The organism is Streptococcus sp. ALY_211 (genome assembly GCF_058314555.1).
In genome coordinates this window covers 128,909-148,898 of the sequence record NZ_JBZFUN010000001.1, presented here as the reverse complement: position 1 = coordinate 148,898, position 19,990 = coordinate 128,909, and the positions used below count along the sequence as shown (strand labels likewise).

Sequence of the window (19,990 nt, the reverse complement as noted above, 5' to 3'; positions counted from 1 at the left end):
ATTAAAATTAAAATTCCAACAAAGCAAGGAAGCTTTCTGGATCCAATGAAGCACCACCAACAAGGGCACCATCAACATCTGGGCAAGCCATGTATGATGCAACGTTTTCAGGCTTAACAGATCCACCGTACTGGATACGCACCTTGTCAGCAACCTCTTGACCAAAGTCTTTTGCGACAACATCACGAACAGTTTTACACATGTTTTGCGCATCGTCTTGAGTGGCTGATTTACCAGTACCGATAGCCCAGATTGGTTCATAGGCGATAACAAGTGATGATACTTGCTCAGCTGTCAATCCTGCCAATGCTGCAGATACTTGTGCCCCTACAAATTCAGCAGCCTTACCTGCTTCATAGGTTTCAAGTGATTCACCACAACAGATGATTGGAAGCATACCGTTGTCAAAGATTGCTTTTGCTTTTTTGTTGATGTCTTCGTCTGTTTCGTGGAAGTAGTCACGACGTTCTGAGTGACCGATAACAACGTAGTCAGTTCCGATCTCTTTCAGTACTTGTGGGCTAGTTTCACCAGTGAAAGCACCTGAATTTTCAAAGTAAGTATTTTGAGCAGCAACTTTAAGGTTTGAACCCTTAGCTGCTTCAAGAACAGCTGTCAAGTCAACAGCTGGAGCAGCGATTCCTGCTTCAACACCTGTAGCTGGAATTTTAGCAGCTACAGCTTCCACAAAAGCTTTAGCTTCTTGTGGATTTTTATTCATTTTCCAGTTACCAGCGATAAATGGTGTACGAGACATAAATGTACCTCTTCTATAAATTTATTTACCTTATCATTCTATCACATTTAATAAGCTATTAAAAGAACTTGCCTGATTTTTCTGACAACAATCCCCCCTCTTCTCTCACTTCAACATAAAAAATCACCCACAATTGTGAGTGATCAAATGAACGATTAGTCTGCGATATCAAATACAGTCGATTTAACTGTTGTCATCGCTTCAATAGAGTATTTAACCCCTTGAACACCGGCACCAGACTTCTTAGCTCCTAAGAATGGGAAGTTATCTGTACCACGTTGGGTCTTGTTATTGATATGAACAGTACCAACTTCTAATTGCTCAGCAATCTTGAAAGCAAGTGGGAAGTTCTTAGTAAAGACAGATGCTTGGAGCCCGTATTCAGATTCGTTAGAAATCTTGATAGCTTCTTCAACTGACGATACACGAATAACTGGAAGGACAGGACCAAAAGGCTCTTCCCAAGCCAAACGCATGTCAGTGGTAACCTTATCAAAAAGAACAGGGCAAATAAGATTATCTTCACGCTTAATTTCAGTAAGAGCCTCAGCTCCCTTATCGCTAGCGTCGTTGATAAGTCCTTCAACAAAGTCAGCCGCCTTGGTATCAATCAACGGTGTAATATCAGCATCTTCTTCAGGCATACCGATCGTCAATTTAAGGACTTTCTGGCGAATATTTTCAACCAATTCGTCAGCAATACTATCCATAACCAGAACACGTTTCACTGCGGTACAACGTTGACCTGAATAACCAAAAGCACCTGCGATGATATTTTTAGCAGTCAATTCAAGATCAGCATCTTCAAGGACAATAGCCGAATCCTTACCACCAAGTTCGAGCATAATCGGACGCATACCAGCCAATTTACCAATACGCTCACCAACCGGAGTCGAACCTGTGAAATTGATGAAGTTAACGGCTTCATGTTCAACGATATAATCCCCAATAACAGATCCACGTCCAGTAATAGTACTAAAGACACCGGCAGGAATACCAGCTTCGGCAAAAGCTTCCGCCAAGAGAAGTCCTGAAATAGAACCTTGCGTAGGTGGTTTTAAGGCAACAACATTTCCTGAAATAAGAGCAGGAGCAATCTTCGAACCAGCAAGGTTGATAGGATAGTTAAATGGTGAAATAGCAAGTACAAGACCTACTGGCTCACGACGCACAATGGCAATTTTCTTCTTACTTGCTGGCTCAAAGGAACCACCTTCAAGAACCTCACCCTCCATGCGAAGGCCTTCTTCAGCTGCATAATTAATAATTTCAGCTGTACGAACAACCTCACTCACAGCTGACTTATAACCTTTTGCAATTTCCTTGGAGAGGACAGCACCGATCTTTTCAGCATCACGCATCAAAATGTCAGCTGCTTTGTGAAGATAGTCAGCACGTTCTTTGTAAGAAAGAGCACGCCAAGCAGGCTGAGCAGCCTTTGCTGACGCATAAACAGCATCAACCTCTGCTTGACTCATGGCTGGAACTGAACCAAGTTCTTCTCCACTAGCAGGAGCATAGATTTTAATCTCCTCAGCAGAGAGCTTCCACTCACCATTGACCAAGTTTTTATATTGCTTTGTCATCTAGTTCTCCTTTATTTATTGATAAAATCATTCTAACACTTTTTAAATTATTTTCAAATAGTCGCTACGCTAATCATCATATATTATAAGATTAGCATAAGATCCACTCAAAAAAGCCAGCCTCAGGCTAGCTTTTCTATGTTCATTAATCAAAATTAATGTATTCTTTTTGAAGTTCGAGTACTTCTTCCATAGTAGCACATTCTGTTAATGCACGGTTAGCGTATTCTTCCATCTTAGCTGTATCAAGTTTCTTCATCAAGCTACGTGTACGAAGAACTGATGTCGCTGACATAGAGAACTCATCAAGTCCCATACCAACTAACAATGGTACAGCTGTTTGGTCACCAGCCATCTCACCACACATACCTGCCCACTTACCTTCAGCGTGAGCTGCCTTGATCACATTGTTGATCAAGCGAAGGATTGATGGGTTATATGGTTGGTAGAGGTATGATACTTGTTCGTTCATACGGTCAGCAGCCATTGTGTATTGGATAAGGTCGTTGGTACCAATTGAGAAGAAGTCCACTTCCTTAGCAAATTGGTCAGCAAGCATAGCAGCTGCTGGGATTTCGATCATGATACCCACTTGAATGTTATCAGCGACTGCAACCCCTTCAGCCTTGAGGTTAGCTTTTTCTTCCTCAAAGACAGCCTTAGCAGCACGGAATTCTTTAAGAAGAGCAACCATTGGGAACATGATGCGTAATTGACCATGGACTGATGCACGAAGGAGGGCACGGATTTGCGTACGGAACATAGCGTCACCGGTCTCAGAAATTGAGATACGCAAAGCACGGAAACCTAGAAATGGGTTCATTTCTTTTGGAAGATCGAAGTATGGCAATTCTTTATCACCACCGATATCCATGGTACGAACCACAACTGGCTTACCATTCATTCCTTCAAGCACTGCCTTGTAGGCTTCGTATTGCTCGTCTTCTGTCGGAAAGTCTTGTGAATCCATGTACAAGAACTCTGTACGATATAGACCAACAGCCTCTGCCCCATTATCGTTGACACCATCAACGTCTTTTGGTGTACCAATATTAGCAGCTAACTCAAAGTGCTTACCATCAGCCGTAACAGTTTCAGCATCTTTAAGGAGCGCCCACTCAGCTTTTTGCTTAGCATAGGCCTCACCCGCTGCCTTAAACTCTGCCACCTGCTCATCAGTAGGATCAATAATGACATCACCAGTAATACCATTAACAGCAACGAGATCACCATTTTTCACGGTATCAGTGATATTATTTGTTCCAAGAACAGCAGCAATTTCGAGCGTACGTGCCATAATGGCTGAGTGACTAGTACGTCCACCAATATTAGTCACAAAAGCTTTAACAAACTTTTTATCCAATTGAGCTGTGTCAGATGGTGTCAAGTCATGTGCGATAACAATCGACTCTTCATCAATAGCAGCTGGATTTGGTAATTTCTTACCAAGAAGATTTGCCAATACACGTTTAGTGACATCACGAATATCCGCAGCACGTTCCTGCATATAAGGGTTATCTTCCATACCTTCAAAGATAGTAATGAACATGTCCGTTACTTCCTTGAGAGCAGCTTCTGCATTAATTTCTTTAGACTTGATAGTTTCCTTAATTTGGCCTACCATCTCTGGGTCAGCCAATACCATCAAATGTGCATCAAATACAGCTGCAGCTTCTTCTCCGAGGCTACCTACGGCTTTTTCACGGATAGCAGAAAGCTCGTCTTGAGACGCTGCCAGAGCTGCGTCTAGACGAGCCTCTTCTGCACTCGTATCTGAAACAGATACTGTTTCAAACGAAAGATCCGGTTGAACCAATAGATATGCCTTAGCAACAGCAACACCATCTGATGCTGCGATTCCTTTAAGCATTTCTGTCATAATCTTATGCCAATCCTTCTTTTGTCATTGTTTCTTCAATTGCTGCGATTGCATCATCTGCATCTGCACCCTCAGCAGCGATAGTAACGTCAGCACCTTGACCAACACCAAGGCTCATCACACCCATGATTGATTTAAGGTTAACTGATTTACCTTTATAATCCAGGGTGATGTCTGAAGCAAACTTACTTGCAGTTTGAACAAGCAAAGTAGCTGGACGTGCATGGATACCAGTTTCTGCAACGATGTGGAAATCTTTAGAAGCCATAATGACTCTCCTTTTTCTAATGTAAAAATTTTTGAATTATCTTATGATAACCCTTACAAAGCAGAATTATATCATAAGCATTCACGATTTTCAAGATAGAAAGTTTTTTCTCCATTTTTTTGTAACCCTTTTCTTTGCTTTTCTATAAAGGTTTTCAATTCTTCACCCACACAATCTTTCTAAACCTAGAAGTATATCCAATCTCATATCAAAGTTTTTTTAAAAACATATAATAGAAGATTAATTTTATAAAAATTCTAGCTTAATGCCCCCCGGAACATTGTCATAACTGGCTTTTTTACAGTTTGGTGTCAAAAGCAAATTCACCACAATATGTTGGGTTTCCTCGAAAAAACAACCACAAAATATTGTGTTTTTTTGATTTTAATTCCTTGCTTTTTATCCTAGTTTTGGGTATGCTAGTTTCAGTAAATATTTTGGAGGGAAAATAATGGCTACTATCACAGTCTATTCAAAAAATAATTGCATGCAATGCAAAATGACCAAGAAATTCTTGGAACAAAACGGAGCTGACTTCGAAGAAATTAACATCGAAGAGCATCCTGAGAAAGTAGACTATGTTAAAAGTCTTGGTTTTACTGCTGCTCCTGTTATTGAAGCGGGGGACACTGTATTCTCTGGTTTCCAACCATCCAAGCTAAAAGAAATTATCTAAACCTAGTGTAGAACTGCTAAGTGATTTGTCGTCACTTAGCAGTTCTACATTTCAAAGCGATCGATTAATATTTTTTAAAGTTTAATTATTGTATATCAAAGGAATTTTTATGAGTCTTAAAGATCTAGGGGATGTATCATACTTCCGTCTTAATAATGAAATCAATCGACCAGTAAACGGTCAAATCCCACTTAACAAGGATAAAGAAGCGCTGGAAGCTTTTTTTCTGGAAAATGTCATTCCTAATACCAAGTCATTCGCTACCATTACTGATAAGATCACTTATCTAACTGAGAATGATTACATTGAATCAACCTTTATTAAAAAATATAAGCCAGCCTTCATCGAGGAATTGGCGCAGTTTTTGAAAGAATCAAATTTTCATTTCCAATCTTTCATGGCTGCTTATAAATTTTATCAGCAGTATGCCTTAAAGACTAACGATGGTCTCTATTATTTAGAAAGTCTTGAGGACAGGGTTCTCTTCAACGCCCTCTACTTTGCTGACGGTAATGAAGAATTAGCCAAAGACCTAGCTAATGAAATGATTCATCAGCGCTACCAACCAGCTACACCATCATTTTTAAACGCTGGGCGTAGTCGACGTGGAGAACTAGTCTCCTGCTTTTTGATCCAAGTGACTGATGATATGAATGCTATCGGTCGTTCCATCAATTCTGCTCTGCAGCTCTCTCGTATCGGTGGAGGTGTAGGGATTTCTCTGAGTAATTTGCGTGAAGCTGGGGCACCAATTAAGGGCTACGCGGGCGCAGCATCCGGAGTAGTTCCTGTCATGAAACTCTTCGAAGACAGCTTTTCCTATTCCAACCAATTGGGCCAACGCCAGGGAGCTGGAGCTGTTTATCTAGATGTTTTCCATCCGGATATTTTAGCCTTCCTTTCAACGAAGAAGGAAAATGCTGATGAGAAAATTCGTGTTAAGACCCTATCTCTTGGGATTACTGTGCCAGATAAATTTTATGAATTAGCACGTAACAACGAAGAAATGTATCTCTTTAGTCCCTACTCTGTTGAAAGAGAATATGGTGTTCCTTTTAACTACATTAATATCACTGAGAAATATGACGAGCTGGTAGCCAACCCTAATATCACCAAGACTAAAATTTCCGCTCGTGAGCTAGAAACTGAAATTTCTAAACTGCAGCAAGAATCTGGCTACCCTTATATCATCAATGTGGATGCAGCTAATCGCTCAAATCCTATTGATGGTCGCATCATCATGTCCAATCTATGTTCAGAAGTCCTTCAGGTGCAACGTCCAAGTTTGATCAATGATCGTCAAGAATATGTCGACATGGGGACAGATATTTCTTGTAACCTAGGATCCACCAATATCGTCAACATGATGACTTCTCCAGATTTTGGTCGCTCTATCAAGGCTATGGTACGTGCGTTGACATTTGTATCTGATTCATCTAGTATCGATGCTGTCCCAACCATCAAAAATGGAAATGATGAAGCCCACACCTTTGGCCTAGGAGCTATGGGGCTGCATTCCTTCCTAGCACAAAATCATATCCACTATGGAAGTCCAGAGTCTGTTGAATTTACTGATATTTACTTTATGCTCATGAATTATTGGACTTTGGTCGAATCCAATGCCATTGCTCGCGAACGTGGTGTCAGCTTTGTAGGATTTGAAAAATCTAAGTATGCTGATGGTAGTTACTTTGACAAGTATGTGACCGGTCAGTACCAACCTCGTTCTAAACGTGTCAAGGAGCTGTTTGCCGGGCACTTTATTCCAAGTGCAGAGGACTGGAAAGCTCTTCGTCAAGCGGTTATGGCTGATGGTCTTTATCACCAAAACCGCTTAGCGGTTGCCCCTAACGGATCCATTTCATATATTAACGATGTATCTGCTTCTATCCACCCTATTATCCAACGGATCGAAGAACGCCAAGAAAAGAAGATTGGTAAAATTTACTACCCAGCTAGTGGGCTATCAACCGACACAATCCCTTACTACACTTCTGCTTATGATATGGATATGCGTAAGGTCATTGATGTTTACGCAGCAGCTACACAGCATGTTGATCAAGGTCTCTCAATGACACTCTTTATGCGCAGCGAACTACCAGATGGTCTCTACGAATGGAAAACCGAACGAAAACAAACGACTCGTGACCTCTCTATTTTGCGCAACTATGCCTTCAACAAGGGAATCAAGTCCATCTATTATATCCGTACTTTTACAGATGATGGATCCGAGGTAGGCGCAAATCAATGTGAAAGCTGTGTGATTTAACTGAACAGCCAAACTTAGAGCTAAAGCTCCTATGTTTGACACGCCAACCGCTATTGGCGGTTTGGCTAGTTCACTTACTAACTTCGTAGAAGGTGTATCATCGACACCTTCTACTACGTGTCGTAACTCTTTAGACATGGCAAACTTGGAGCTAAAGCTCCTATGTTTGACACGCCAACCGCTATCGGCGGTTTGGCTAGTTCACTTACTAAACTTTTGAATAATATTATCCTTCTTTAACTTGGAGAAACTCATGACAACATACTACAAAGCCATTAACTGGAATGAAATAGAAGATTTAATTGACAAGTCAACTTGGGAAAAGCTGACTGAACAATTTTGGCTGGATACCCGCATCCCACTGTCAAACGACTTGGATGACTGGCGTAAGCTCTCTGCTGCGGAAAAAGATCTAGTGGGTAAGGTCTTTGGAGGACTGACACTCCTTGATACTATGCAGTCTGAAACTGGTGTGGAAGCTATCCGTAAAGATGTACGTACCCCTCACGAAGAAGCCGTTCTTAACAATATCCAGTTTATGGAATCTGTCCATGCCAAGTCCTATTCATCCATCTTTTCAACTCTCAACACCAAGTCTGAAATTGAAGAGATTTTTGAATGGACCAACAACAATGAATACCTGCAAAAAAAGGCTGAGATTATCAATGAAATTTATCTCAATGGTGATCCTCTCCAAAAAAAGGTGGCTTCTACTTTCCTTGAGACCTTCCTCTTTTATTCAGGCTTTTTCACCCCACTTTACTACCTGGGAAATAATAAACTCTCTAATGTCGCCGAAATCATTAAGCTCATTATCCGTGATGAATCTGTCCACGGCACCTACATTGGCTATAAGTTCCAACTAGGATTTAACGAACTCTCAGAAGAGGAGCAAAACGACTTTCGTGACTGGATGTATGATCTCCTCTACCAACTTTATGAGAACGAAGAACGTTATACCCAAACCTTATACGATGAACTAGGCTGGACCGAAGAAGTTATGACCTTCTTGCGCTATAACGCCAACAAAGCCCTCATGAACCTGGGACAGGATCCTCTCTTTCCTGATACAGCTGATGATGTCAATCCCATCGTCATGAATGGTATCTCAACAGGAACAAGCAACCACGACTTCTTTAGCCAGGTCGGAAATGGTTATCTCCTTGGTACCGTAGAAGCTATGAAGGATGATGACTATAACTATGGTATTGACTAAAGGCTTCATATAATCAAAGACCTGTACAACTCCTGCTTGACAAGCAGGAGTTTGTTTATTTTTCACATGAAAGCGTTTCATGACCTTGAATATTTTTATCAGAGTAGTAGACTTATACTAGATTTATTCATTTAGAAGAAGGCCTTTTTATGAAGTTATACGTACAATTCATGATCATTTTATTATTCTGTCTTATTGGGCAATTCATTTCCTCCATCTTCCACCTGCCTATTCCCGGCAGCATCATTGGTTTGATTTTGCTCTTTCTGGCCTTACAGTTTAAACTTATCCGACTAAGACACATCTACACCGTCGGAAAATTCCTGCTAGATAATATGACCATCCTCTTTTTGCCTGCTGGTGTCGGGGTTATGCAATATTTTGACCTCATCCTCCCTAATATTCTTCCTATCTTGCTGGTAACCCTAGGTGCCTTGCTCATCAATCTCATCGTCATGGCCTATGTTGTTACCTGGATCAAAAATCGCTTTGAAGGCGACTACAAAGGATAAAGCATATGGCAGACATTATTAATAACCCTATTTTCGGACTTTCCTTATCTATTCTTGCCTATCTTATTGGCCTCATCATCTATCGACATTTCACACGCCCTGCTACTACACCTCTGCTAGTAGCTACTATAGCTCTCATTATTCTTCTAAAGTTAACTGGAATTTCTTATGATAGTTATTATAAAGGTGGTGAATATCTAAATACCTTAATTGTCCCTTCAACGGTAGCCTTGGCTATTCCTCTCTACCGAAATTTCCATCTCATGAGACATCACTACCGTAGCATCATCATTGGAAGCTTGATTGCAACTATCCTAAACACAGGCTATACCGCCCTTATTGCTAAATTCTTTGGCCTAGACTTTTTCTTTTCCATCTCACTCTTTCCCAAATCTGTCACTACAGCCATGGCTATTGGCATCAGTGAGAAAATGGGAGGAATTACAACCTTGACCTTGGTCGTTGTAGTCATGACAGGTATCTTGACTAGCGTTATCGGCCCCTCTCTTCTAAAACGTTTAAAAATGACGGATCCCATCGCTTTCGGACTAGCCCTTGGCGGTACTGGACATGCTATTGGAACTGGGGCAGCTCTTAAAGAAGGACAAATTCAAGGAGCTATGGCTGGCTTAGCCATCGGTATTACCGGTATTATGTATGTCTTCATCAGTCCCATTGTTGCCCAACTCATACTCAAATAAAATATCTGCCCTACAGAAAAGAGTAGAGGACAGTCAGTAACGGTGATAAAATCACGATTTTGATTTCTCTTTCTCCCTTTTATCTCTAGACATTCATTCTAAAAATAGAATAAATCCAAGGTAGGAACTACCATTCAGCAGTGGTTCAAATAGAACAATACTAAGGAGTCTGGACTTTTATGCCAGACCCTTTTTTTGAAATAGATGATTTTTTTGCAAATTACTGCTATAATGAGGATATTTGTGATAAGCTGTGTAACTGTCATCTAGTTTTAATACTAACATTATATTAGAGTTATACTACTATGTTACACTACCTTAGAGTTATCTTAATAAGAAAGGATTACTATGGATACACTATTAAAAGTTAGTCATTTGAGTAAGATTTTTGGTAAAAAACAAAAAGCTGCTCTAAAAATGATTCAAGAAGAAAAATCAAAAACTGAGATTCTTGAAAAGACAGGCTGTACTGTCGGTGTTTACGATGTTAATTTCGAAGTCAATCAAGGCGAAGTCTTCGTGATCATGGGACTGTCAGGAAGCGGGAAATCAACTCTGATCCGCTTGATTAACCGCTTGATCGAACCTTCATCTGGTACGGTTGAAATCAAGGGGAAAAATATCTCTGAAGCCTCTCCTGAGGAACTGCGGGAAATCCGTCGTCACTCTGTCAACATGGTCTTTCAGAACTTCGGACTTTTCCCTCATAAAACCATCTTGGAAAATACCGAATATGGTTTAGAGCTTCGTGGCGTTCCTAAAGAGGAACGTACCGCTCTAGCTGAGAGAGCCTTGGAGAATTCAAGCCTTTTAGCCTTCAAAGACCAGTATCCTGATCAGCTATCAGGAGGGATGCAGCAGCGTGTAGGTCTGGCACGTGCACTGGCTAACGATCCTGATATCCTCCTGATGGATGAAGCTTTCTCAGCCTTGGACCCCTTGATTCGTAAGGAAATGCAAGATGAGCTTTTGGACCTGCAAGACAATGTTCAAAAGACTATTATCTTTATCACTCATGATCTTAATGAAGCCCTTCGTATTGGCGATCGAATCGCACTGATGAGAGACGGGCAAATCATGCAGATCGGTACAGGTGAAGAAATCCTCACACAACCAGCTAATGACTTTGTTCGTGAGTTCGTTGAAGATGTCGATCGTTCTAAGGTTTTGACAGCACAAAATATCATGATCAAACCAATTACCGCTAATATCGAAAACGATGGTCCTAACGTAGCTCTCAAACGAATGGATACTGAAGAGGTCAGTATGCTTCTGGCGACCAACCGAAAGCGCAAACTCCTAGGAGTCATTACAGCTGATGCTGCCTATGATGCTCGTAAAAACGGCACCAAGTTAGCTGACTGTGTGGATCCAAATATCCGTACTGTTCCTAAAGATGCTGTCCTAACTGATATCCTTCCTCTGATTTATGATTCTGCAGCTCCTATCGCTGTCCTTGATGATAATGAGCGCTTGATGGGGGTTATCATCAAGGGACGTGTCATTGAAGCCTTAACCAAACAAGGTATCGAAGTAGAAAAGGAAGGTGAGTAATTTTGGATAGATTAGTAACAACAAAATTACCAATTGCAGACTATGTAGATAGTTTTGTCGATTGGTTAACAAATACTTTCTCAGGACTTTTCAATATTCTTAAAATAGCTGGGGATGGTGTTATGGGCTTTATTTCCAACACTCTGACCTTCATTAATCCTTGGATTCTTATCGTTTTGATTGTAGCTTTAGCCTATATCCTCTCTAAAAAATGGAGTTTTAGTATTCTGACAGCAATTGGGCTCCTCTTTATCTACAACCAAGAATTATGGGGAGACCTGATCAACACCTTTACTTTAGTACTCCTATCCAGTCTTATTTCTATCTTGATTGGGATTCCTCTAGGAATATGGATGGCAAAAAGTGAAAATGCTAAAAAAATTATTAATCCTATCTTGGACTTCATGCAGACAATGCCGGCCTTTGTCTACTTGATTCCAGCGGTTGCCTTCTTTGGTATCGGAATGGTACCAGGGGTATTTGCCTCTGTTATCTTTGCACTGCCACCGACCGTACGTATGACCAACTTAGGGATCCGTGAAATTCCAGTAGAATTGATCGAAGCCTCTGATGCCTTTGGTAGCACTAATTCACAAAAATTGTTCGGTGTTGAACTACCGCTAGCAAAGAGTACAATCATGGCTGGGGTCAACCAAACTATCATGTTATCCCTCTCTATGGTCGTTACTGCTTCTATGATCGGTGCTCCTGGTCTAGGAAACGGAGTCCTATCAGCTCTCCAACACGCTGAAATCGGTAATGGATTTGTCAATGGTTTAGCCTTAGTTGTTCTAGCCATTATTATCGACCGCTTCACTCAAAAACTAAATACTCCTATCAGACAAAAGACGATTAAGCCTAAATGGCAAAAATGGTTGGCACCGATTCTCGTCTTGGCCTTCCTTGCTACTGGTATTACACAGACTGTTCTGACAAATATGGGCGTCCAGAAACCAAAGGTAACCCTAGCCTATGTCGAATGGGACTCTGAGGTGGCCTCAACCAATGTATTAGCTGAAGTTCTTAAAGACAAGGGTTATAATGTTGAAATTAAACCTTTAGATAATGCTATTGCTTGGAAATCAGTTGCTGACGGTAGCGTTGATGCTTCTGTTTCGGCTTGGTTACCAGTTACGCATAAGGCACAATACGATAAATACAAAGGACAATTAGATGATCTAGGTGTCAATCTAAAAGGAACTAAACTGGGACTTGTCGTACCAACCTACATGAAAGATGTCAACAGCATTGAAGACCTATCTAATCAAGCTGATACTACGATCACAGGTATCGAGCCTGGTGCTGGTATTATGACAGGTGCTGAGAAAGCACAAAAAGAATATTCTAATCTCTCAAGTTGGAAGGTAAGTTCTTCTTCTACTGGTGCCATGGTTACCAGTCTGCAACAGGCATTAAAAAATAAAGAAGATATTGTTATTACAGGTTGGAAACCTCATTGGATGTTTGCTAAGTATGATTTAAAATTTTTGGATGATCCAAAAGGTGCTTTTGGTAAATCAGAAGATATCCATACGATTTCCAGAAAAGGTCTAAAAGATGATAATGCTGAAGCCTATAAGATTATTGATAACTTCAACTGGACCTCTAAGGATATGGAATCAGTCATGCTGGCTATCAACAATGGAAAAACTCCATCTGAAGCTGCCCAAAAATGGATTAAAGATAATCCTGATAAAGTAGCACAATGGACCAAATAACCTCTAAAAACACTGGAAAATTTTCCAGTGTTTTTTTCATAACTCTTCTTAATCAAATATATCAGCCAAAATCGCAATACCTAAGTCTATTTCTTCTCTAGTCAAGGTTAATGGCGGTAAAAGCCTAATCACATCATAACCAGCTGTTAAGACGATCAAGCCACGATCCCGTGCTGCCTTCACCAATTCCTCTAGATTACGAGTGGTTTCAATCCCAATCATATAACCGAGACCACGTATCTCAGTCACACTATCTTTTTTCCCCAGAGCGGATGAAAGTTCTCTTCTCATATAGTTTGATAAAGCCTGGACCTGATCTAAAAATCCTTCAGCCAGCATAATATCTAGCACAGCCGAGCTAGCTGACATCGCTAATTTGTTACCACCAAAGGTAGACCCATGACTACCGTATGAAAAAGCCCAACCCAAAGAATCTTTCGCCAGCATAGCACCTGCAGGGACACCATTAGAAATTCCCTTAGCCAAAGAGACAATATCAGGTAGGATACCATAATGCTCAAAAGCAAAAAGTTTACCAGTCCGCCCCATACCAGTCTGCACTTCATCCACAATCAAGTAGATCTCCTCTTTTTGGCAGTAAGCAGCCAGTTCCTTTACAAAATCAGGATCTGCCGGATGTACCCCTGACTCTCCTTGGACTAATTCCAGCATAACAGCAGCTGTCTGATCGCTGACCAACTGCTTGACAGAAGACAAATCATTATAGAGAGCATAATGAAAATGTGGGACACCATCACCGAATCCTTCTCTTATCTTATCCTGACCAGTAGCTGACATTGATCCAAAAGTCCGACCATGAAAGGAATTTTTAAAGGTGATAATGTCCTGCTTACCGCTAGCTTTACGAGCAATTTTGATAGCAGCCTCGTTAGCTTCAGCTCCACTATTGCAGAAAAAAGCTAGATAATCATAATCTCCGATTAATTTCTGAGCAACTTCTTCTTGTAGCTGGTTCTGATAGAGATTAGGGGTATGCCAAATTTCTCCAGCTTGCTTCTCTAGTGCTTCTACAACTGCTGGATGAAATCCTAAGTTAGTCACACCAATGCCAGATGAAAAATCTAAGTAGGACTTACCTTTGGCATCAAAAAGATAATTTCCCTTAGCCTTGGTAAATTCAATCTCTGCACGCTTGTAATTTGAAAATAATGCGGTCATATATTCTATCCCTCTACAATCTTTGTTCCACTAGTAAGGTTATCTCCAATGAGCACCATCTTGACCCCTGACTCTATACTAACCTTAGCACTCTTGATTTTAGGAATCATCCCCCCTGTAACGACGCCTTGACTTATCTTAGCCTCAATATGACTAATTGGTAGTTGCCCTAAAATCTGGTTGCCCTCTTTGACTCCAGCAACATCTGTCATCAAGATCAGCTCTTCTGCTGCTAAACTGATGGCAAGAGCAGTTGCCAGATGATCTGCATTGATATTAAGCAAAGCGCCGTCTCTCTCATAAGCCAAAGATGGTATTAAAGGAATTGATCCAATTTTAATGGAATCTTTTAAGGCCTGAGCATCAATATCATCAACTCTTCCGACATAACCATATCGATTCTTATCTAGATAATCTGCCCTAACAATCTGGTCTAACCCTTCTACAACTTGATTAGCAGATAAACCAGCAGATTCTAGCTGTTGGTGCAGAGATTTGCCAACGCGATTAATCAAGGCTTCCTCAACCAAAGGCATGGCTGCCAAGTCGGTTACACGTAGACCATCGACTTTCTCTACAGGCAGGTTTGCTTCATCCATGAGCTGACTGATAACATAACCTCCACCATGGACAATAACTACCTGTTTTTCCTTTTGCCATGTCTTAACCTGACTGATAAAGGCTTGATCTAACTGCTTAGCAGCTACTCCGCCGATCTTTATAACAATCGTATCAGACATCCTATCCCTCCTTTTCATAACGATAACTATCCTACTTAAGTTCTATAAAGAGCATTGATCTTGACATAATCATAGGAAAGATCACATCCCCAGGCTCTGCCACTAGCCTCGCCATCATGTATGTCTACGCTAATCACAACCTTATCTTGCTGCATAATATCAGCCATCTCTTCAGGATCAAAAGCGACTGGACTAGAAGCCTTCATCACGGGAATAGCACCTATAGCAATATCCACCTTATCTACTGGAATATCGATACCAGCATAGCCCAGAGCAGCTAGAATACGTCCCCAATTAGGATCCTCACCAAAGATAGCCGTCTTAACGAGACTTGAACCAACCACTGACTTAGCCAGCATCCTAGCATCTCCTGGATCCTTTGCACCAGTAACATCCACTTGGATCAATTTAGTTGCCCCTTCACCATCCTGAGCAATCTTCTTGGCTAGATCTGTCATAACAGACTCCAGCATGGCAACAAAAGCATCAAACTCTGCTGTGTCAGGGAGAATCTCCTTGTTTTTCGCACAGCCATTAGCCATGACCAAGACCATGTCATTTGTCGACGTATCGCCATCTACAGTAATTTGATTAAAAGTCGTTTCTACTTTTTGGGACAGTGCTTTTTGCAAGGTCTCACTAGATATAACCGCATCACAAGTGATAAAGGCCAACATCGTTGCCATATTGGGATGAATCATACCAGATCCCTTAGCAACACCAGCCATGGTCACCAAATCTTTACCAAACGTTTCCGTTACCACAACACTCTTTTGACAAGTATCTGTCGTTAAAATCGCCTTGGAAAAATCATCCGCATTCCCATTGACCACAATACGATCTAAGCCATTCCTCAGTGTCTCCATAGGAAGAGGTTCACCGATAATGCCAGTCGATGCAATCCCCACCAAATCAGGTTCAATACCTAATCTGTCGGCTGTCAGCTCTTGCATTGTCAAAGCATCCGTCATCCCTTGAACACCTGTACAGGAGTTAGCGATACCAGAATTGACCACAATCGCTTGCATTTGCTGCCTTTTTTGAACGGACTGCCTCGTAACAATCAATGGCGCTGCAATGACCTGATTCGTCGTATAGACCCCTGCAACACTTGCCGGCTTTTCCGAGACAATCCATCCAAAGTCAAGCTTTCTCTTTTTAAAACCGGCATGCAAACCATCGGCTGAAAATCCTAGAGGACTGGCAATTGTGCCATCAATATAATTCATAACTGCTCCCTTCTTATCTCTAACATCCTTATAAATACTGAGGTCCTGCCATCAAACCTTCGCTCTCATGAAAACCAAAAGCTAGATTCATATTTTGAATCGCCTGTCCCGCAGCTCCCTTGATCAGATTATCTAGAACTGCTACCACTGTTACTATTTTAGTCACCGGATTATAAACAAGACTAATATCAGTAAAATTTGAACCTAAAACATTATGGAGATTTGGAAGCTCCGGCTGTATACGAACAAAGAACTTATCCTCATAGACTCTTTGGTAAAGAGCCAGAAGATCCTCCTGGGACAGATCCTCAACAACCTTAGCATAAGCCGTCACCACAATCCCACGATTAATAGGAAGCAAGGAAGTTGAAAACTGAATGTGATCCAAATCTGGCTTAAAACGCCTAAGCATTTGGATAATCTCTGGAATATGCTGATGCTGATTTAATTTATAAGTTACATAATTATCATGTACATTGACAAAGTGACTCGACTCAGACAAGGACTTACCAGCGCCAGTCAAGCCACTCTTAGCATCAACAATAATACTATCTGCATCGATCCAATCCGTCATCATAAGGGGAATTAAGGCCAATTCTGTTGCTGTCGCATAACAACCAGGATTAGAAATGAAGCGACGGGGCTCTTGGGAAAATTCAGCCAAAGAATAATGGAAGGCTTCCAAAATCGTATCAGCAGCTGGCTGTTTTCCATACCACCTTTGATAAAGATCACCAGATAAGCGATGATCTCCCGATAAATCGATCACTGGAAAATTTTCATCAATAAAAGTCTGCGATAATTCCTTAGCTATGCCACTAGGAGTTGCCATAAAAACCAAATCTGACTTTTGCATAATAATCATTGGATCTACAGCCTCAATAATGAGGTCACAACTCCCTTTAAGGTGCGGATAAATATCTGACAACGAAAGACCAACAGCTTTAGTCGCATGAACTGAAACCAATTCTACCTGGCCATGGCTACTCAAAAGACGTACCAACTCCAACCCACTATAACCTGTTACTCCGATGATCGAAACTTTCATAATAGTCACTCCAAACTGAATAATTATGTATTATATTCTAGTTTTATTTTGAATAAAAGTCAATATATTTTATGTAATTTTTATATTTATTCAAAACATTGACTTTAAAAAACACAAAAAAGCTGAGATAAAATTCTCAGCTTCACTTTCTCGCAACCAATTTCACCTACAACCCAAGAGCAGAGTTTTCTAAAAAATTGACATCTATTCTATTTTCATTCTTTTCGATAGTAGGGCTCATCACTATCACTAATCGATTGACGAACTAGGAGGGCATCTGATGCATAAGTTGTTCCTGTATACTTAGTAGTCGAACCTTTAGGAAGCAAAAAGATACTAACAATACTTTTATTACTCAGTTCAAAACGAGCCTCTAAACGTCCGTCCAAAATTCTGGCATTATAGAGCTGCCCCTTAGACTGAGTACCAGATTTAGACACAACAGTAACTTGACCAGCCGTGTCAAAAATGACCTTAGAACCATTCTCAGACTTCCAAGTCCCCACAACACTAGAATAATCACCATTTAAAACACCTGTAACATCTACAGGCAAAATTTTACCAGTAGTCTGGGCGACAGGTTGTTTAGACGAAGAGGTTTCAGAGCTAACACGTGCTTCTACATTCCCCAAGATAAAAGCTAATAGAATCCCACTCAAGATAAAAACCACCAGCTGGATATCAAACCTCATATTTGATGAGCGCTTCTTAGCGCTAACCTTACTTTTAAACATTTTTACTGTCACCCCCAATCATCTCTCCCATTATAATCAGTATCAAACTACTAATAGTGTAAAAATGCTTTCATTCTTAAAACAAAAGATATTATACTACCTGAACTTTTATTTGACAAGCAGTATTTCAATATTTCTTGTATTTTCAGGCTTCTATAACCCTTTTTTAAACTAGTTTTTAGATTTCTAGCAACATCTTCAAAGACAAAAAACCAGATGGGACTTTGCCCATCTGGTTTAAGTATTTATATACTAAAATTATTATTTTCTAAGTAATTCTTGAGCTTGATTGAGAGCAGCCTGAGTCACTTGATCCCCTGCCAACATCTTAGCCATTTCTTGGATTCTTTCATCCATGCTCAGCAGCCTAACTGTAGAAACCGTAGACTCATCCTTACTCTCTTTTTCAATATAGAATTGATAATCGGCAGCAGCTATAACTTGCGGTAAATGAGAGATAGCTAAAACTTGTCCATGCTGACCAATTTTATAAATTTTTTGTGCAATAGCTTGAGCGACACGGCCAGAAACACCGGTATCCACTTCATCAAAGACAATACTAGTCTTATCTTCCTTACGAGAAAAAGCCGATTTAATTGCCAGCATTAAACGAGAAATCTCACCGCCAGAAGCTACCTTGGTCAAAGGCTTAAAACCTTCCCCAGGATTCGTTGAAATATAAAATTCAACCTGCTCATTACCATCTCTGGTAAATTTACCTGATGTAAATTTGACTTGAAACTCTGCTTTTTCCATATAAAGCTCTTGCAGTTCTTTTTTAATCTCTGCTTCAACCCTATCCGCCAAGTCATGACGCATCTGATTTAGTCTTTGAGCATTAGAAATAAGGCTTCTTTCCAACTCTTTGAGCTCGGCTTCCAAATTATCTTTAGAAAGATCATTACCAGTCAGATGGCTATATTCCTTAGTGATCGTCTCAAAATAAGTCAAGACATCATCAACACTGCCACCATATTTACGTGTAATTGTATTGATGACATTCAGCCTATCATCGACCTGATTAAGACGATTACCATCAAAATCTAACTGATCAATCACATCCGATAATCGCTTGCTAGTATCCTCCAAAATATAATAAGATTCTGCAAGACTGGCAGCTAAAGCTTTATAGGTCGCATCATAATCCTCAATGCTCAGCATGTCATTCATGGCTGTTCTAATATTAGATAAACTAGAAAAGTCATCATTGTCTAAGTTAGCATAAGCATTAGTCAAAGTATCCGCAATATTTTTATGATTGATCAGGCGTTCACGCTCTTGAAGCAATTTCTGGTCTTCTCCAGCCTGTAACTGAGCTGTTTCAATTTCAGCAATTTGAAATTCTAACATGTCAATTCTAGCCTTGTGCTCAACTTCATTTTTTTGCTTCTCAATGACACGCTTGCGCAAAGCCTTGTAGGCCTCAAAGCTCTCCTGATAAGCCATTTTGACATCCTCAAAAGTTTCGTCACCAAACTCATCCAAAAGATGACTATGCTGACTAGCTTTCATCAATTCCTCCTGGTCATGCTGACCATGAATATCCACCAAATATTGGCCAATAGCTCGCAGGGTGCTTAAATTCACCATTTGCCCATTGACACGACTAACACTCCGACCATTTTGAAAAATCTCCCGTCGAATGATCAGCTCATCTGCTAATTCAATACCTTGATCGGCTAGAATAGCCAGCAAAGATGGATGTTCCTGAACTGTAAAAAAGCCTTCGATTTCAGCTTTTTGAGCACCATGGCGAATCACTTCTGTACTAGCACGTGCCCCCAGCATCATATTCATTGCATCAATAATAATGGATTTCCCAGCACCAGTCTCACCTGTCAAAACCGTCATACCAGTCTCAAAGTTGAGGGAAATTTCCTCAATGATAGCAAAATTCTTAATGGAAATTTCTAGTAGCATATTC

17 protein-coding genes are annotated in these 19,990 nt (G+C 40.5%); 7 read left to right on the top strand and 10 right to left on the bottom strand.

Annotation, left to right across the window (positions count from 1 at the left end; all coding sequences use genetic code 11):
• Nucleotides 1-7: 7 nt before the first annotated feature.
• The 4 genes from tpiA to AC4HAJ_RS00700 form a co-directional block, all read right to left on the bottom strand.
• Nucleotides 8-757 carry a triose-phosphate isomerase gene (tpiA, locus tag AC4HAJ_RS00715; protein WP_491078238.1) on the bottom strand — a complete coding sequence of 250 codons (750 nt, stop codon included), beginning with the start codon at nt 755-757 and terminating at the stop codon, nt 8-10.
• A 155-nt stretch (nt 758-912) separates the two neighbouring features.
• The gene (locus AC4HAJ_RS00710; RefSeq protein WP_491078237.1) at nt 913-2,343 is read right to left on the bottom strand and encodes an NADP-dependent glyceraldehyde-3-phosphate dehydrogenase; all 1,431 of its coding nucleotides are present in this window, start codon (nt 2,341-2,343) and stop codon (nt 913-915) included.
• 145 nt (nt 2,344-2,488) lie between these two features.
• Entirely contained in the window at nt 2,489-4,222 is a 1,734-nt protein-coding gene (gene ptsP / locus AC4HAJ_RS00705; protein WP_491078236.1) for a phosphoenolpyruvate--protein phosphotransferase, read from the bottom strand.
• A gap of 4 nt (nt 4,223-4,226) precedes the next feature.
• On the bottom strand, nt 4,227-4,490 hold the full coding sequence (locus AC4HAJ_RS00700; protein WP_491078235.1) for a phosphocarrier protein HPr: 264 nt from the start codon (nt 4,488-4,490) through the stop codon (nt 4,227-4,229).
• A 451-nt stretch (nt 4,491-4,941) separates the two neighbouring features.
• On the opposite strand from AC4HAJ_RS00700, the gene nrdH reads away from it, so the two are divergent.
• The 7 genes from nrdH (at nt 4,942) to AC4HAJ_RS00665 (ending at nt 13,136) form a co-directional block, all read left to right on the top strand.
• Nucleotides 4,942-5,166, top strand: coding sequence for a glutaredoxin-like protein NrdH (gene nrdH, locus AC4HAJ_RS00695; protein WP_491078234.1), 225 nt, complete (start codon nt 4,942-4,944; stop codon nt 5,164-5,166).
• A gap of 109 nt (nt 5,167-5,275) precedes the next feature.
• A complete protein-coding gene (nrdE, locus tag AC4HAJ_RS00690; RefSeq protein ID WP_491078233.1) occupies nt 5,276-7,435 on the top strand; it encodes a class 1b ribonucleoside-diphosphate reductase subunit alpha in 2,160 nt (719 codons plus the stop codon).
• Between the two features lie 253 nt (nt 7,436-7,688).
• Nucleotides 7,689-8,651 (top strand): class 1b ribonucleoside-diphosphate reductase subunit beta, encoded by a 963-nt coding sequence (nrdF, locus tag AC4HAJ_RS00685; RefSeq protein ID WP_491078232.1) that lies wholly within the window; start codon nt 7,689-7,691, stop codon nt 8,649-8,651.
• Nucleotides 8,652-8,800: 149 nt separating this feature from the next.
• Nucleotides 8,801-9,163 carry a CidA/LrgA family protein gene (locus tag AC4HAJ_RS00680; protein ID WP_491078231.1) on the top strand — a complete coding sequence of 121 codons (363 nt, stop codon included), beginning with the start codon at nt 8,801-8,803 and terminating at the stop codon, nt 9,161-9,163.
• A gap of 5 nt (nt 9,164-9,168) precedes the next feature.
• Entirely contained in the window at nt 9,169-9,864 is a 696-nt protein-coding gene (locus AC4HAJ_RS00675; RefSeq protein ID WP_491078230.1) for an LrgB family protein, read from the top strand.
• 348 nt (nt 9,865-10,212) lie between these two features.
• Nucleotides 10,213-11,418, top strand: coding sequence for a quaternary amine ABC transporter ATP-binding protein (locus tag AC4HAJ_RS00670; RefSeq protein ID WP_491078229.1), 1,206 nt, complete (start codon nt 10,213-10,215; stop codon nt 11,416-11,418).
• Between the two features lie 2 nt (nt 11,419-11,420).
• Nucleotides 11,421-13,136 (top strand): ABC transporter permease/substrate binding protein, encoded by a 1,716-nt coding sequence (locus AC4HAJ_RS00665; RefSeq protein WP_491078228.1) that lies wholly within the window; start codon nt 11,421-11,423, stop codon nt 13,134-13,136.
• A 48-nt stretch (nt 13,137-13,184) separates the two neighbouring features.
• On the opposite strand, the gene AC4HAJ_RS00660 is transcribed toward AC4HAJ_RS00665, so the two are convergent.
• From AC4HAJ_RS00660 to recN, 6 genes are all read right to left on the bottom strand, one after another.
• Nucleotides 13,185-14,315: an acetylornithine transaminase gene (locus AC4HAJ_RS00660; protein WP_491078227.1), complete on the bottom strand. Its 1,131-nt coding sequence runs from the start codon at nt 14,313-14,315 to the stop codon at nt 13,185-13,187.
• 5 nt (nt 14,316-14,320) lie between these two features.
• The gene (argB, locus tag AC4HAJ_RS00655) at nt 14,321-15,055 is read right to left on the bottom strand and encodes an acetylglutamate kinase (RefSeq protein ID WP_491078226.1); all 735 of its coding nucleotides are present in this window, start codon (nt 15,053-15,055) and stop codon (nt 14,321-14,323) included.
• 35 nt (nt 15,056-15,090) lie between these two features.
• On the bottom strand, nt 15,091-16,284 hold the full coding sequence (argJ, locus tag AC4HAJ_RS00650; protein ID WP_491078225.1) for a bifunctional glutamate N-acetyltransferase/amino-acid acetyltransferase ArgJ: 1,194 nt from the start codon (nt 16,282-16,284) through the stop codon (nt 15,091-15,093).
• 28 nt (nt 16,285-16,312) lie between these two features.
• Nucleotides 16,313-17,332 carry an N-acetyl-gamma-glutamyl-phosphate reductase gene (gene argC, locus AC4HAJ_RS00645; RefSeq protein ID WP_491078224.1) on the bottom strand — a complete coding sequence of 340 codons (1,020 nt, stop codon included), beginning with the start codon at nt 17,330-17,332 and terminating at the stop codon, nt 16,313-16,315.
• Nucleotides 17,333-17,547: 215 nt separating this feature from the next.
• A complete protein-coding gene (locus tag AC4HAJ_RS00640; RefSeq protein ID WP_491078223.1) occupies nt 17,548-18,078 on the bottom strand; it encodes a DUF6287 domain-containing protein in 531 nt (176 codons plus the stop codon).
• Between the two features lie 249 nt (nt 18,079-18,327).
• The gene (gene recN, locus AC4HAJ_RS00635; RefSeq protein ID WP_491078222.1) at nt 18,328-19,986 is read right to left on the bottom strand and encodes a DNA repair protein RecN; all 1,659 of its coding nucleotides are present in this window, start codon (nt 19,984-19,986) and stop codon (nt 18,328-18,330) included.
• Nucleotides 19,987-19,990: the final 4 nt, after the last annotated feature.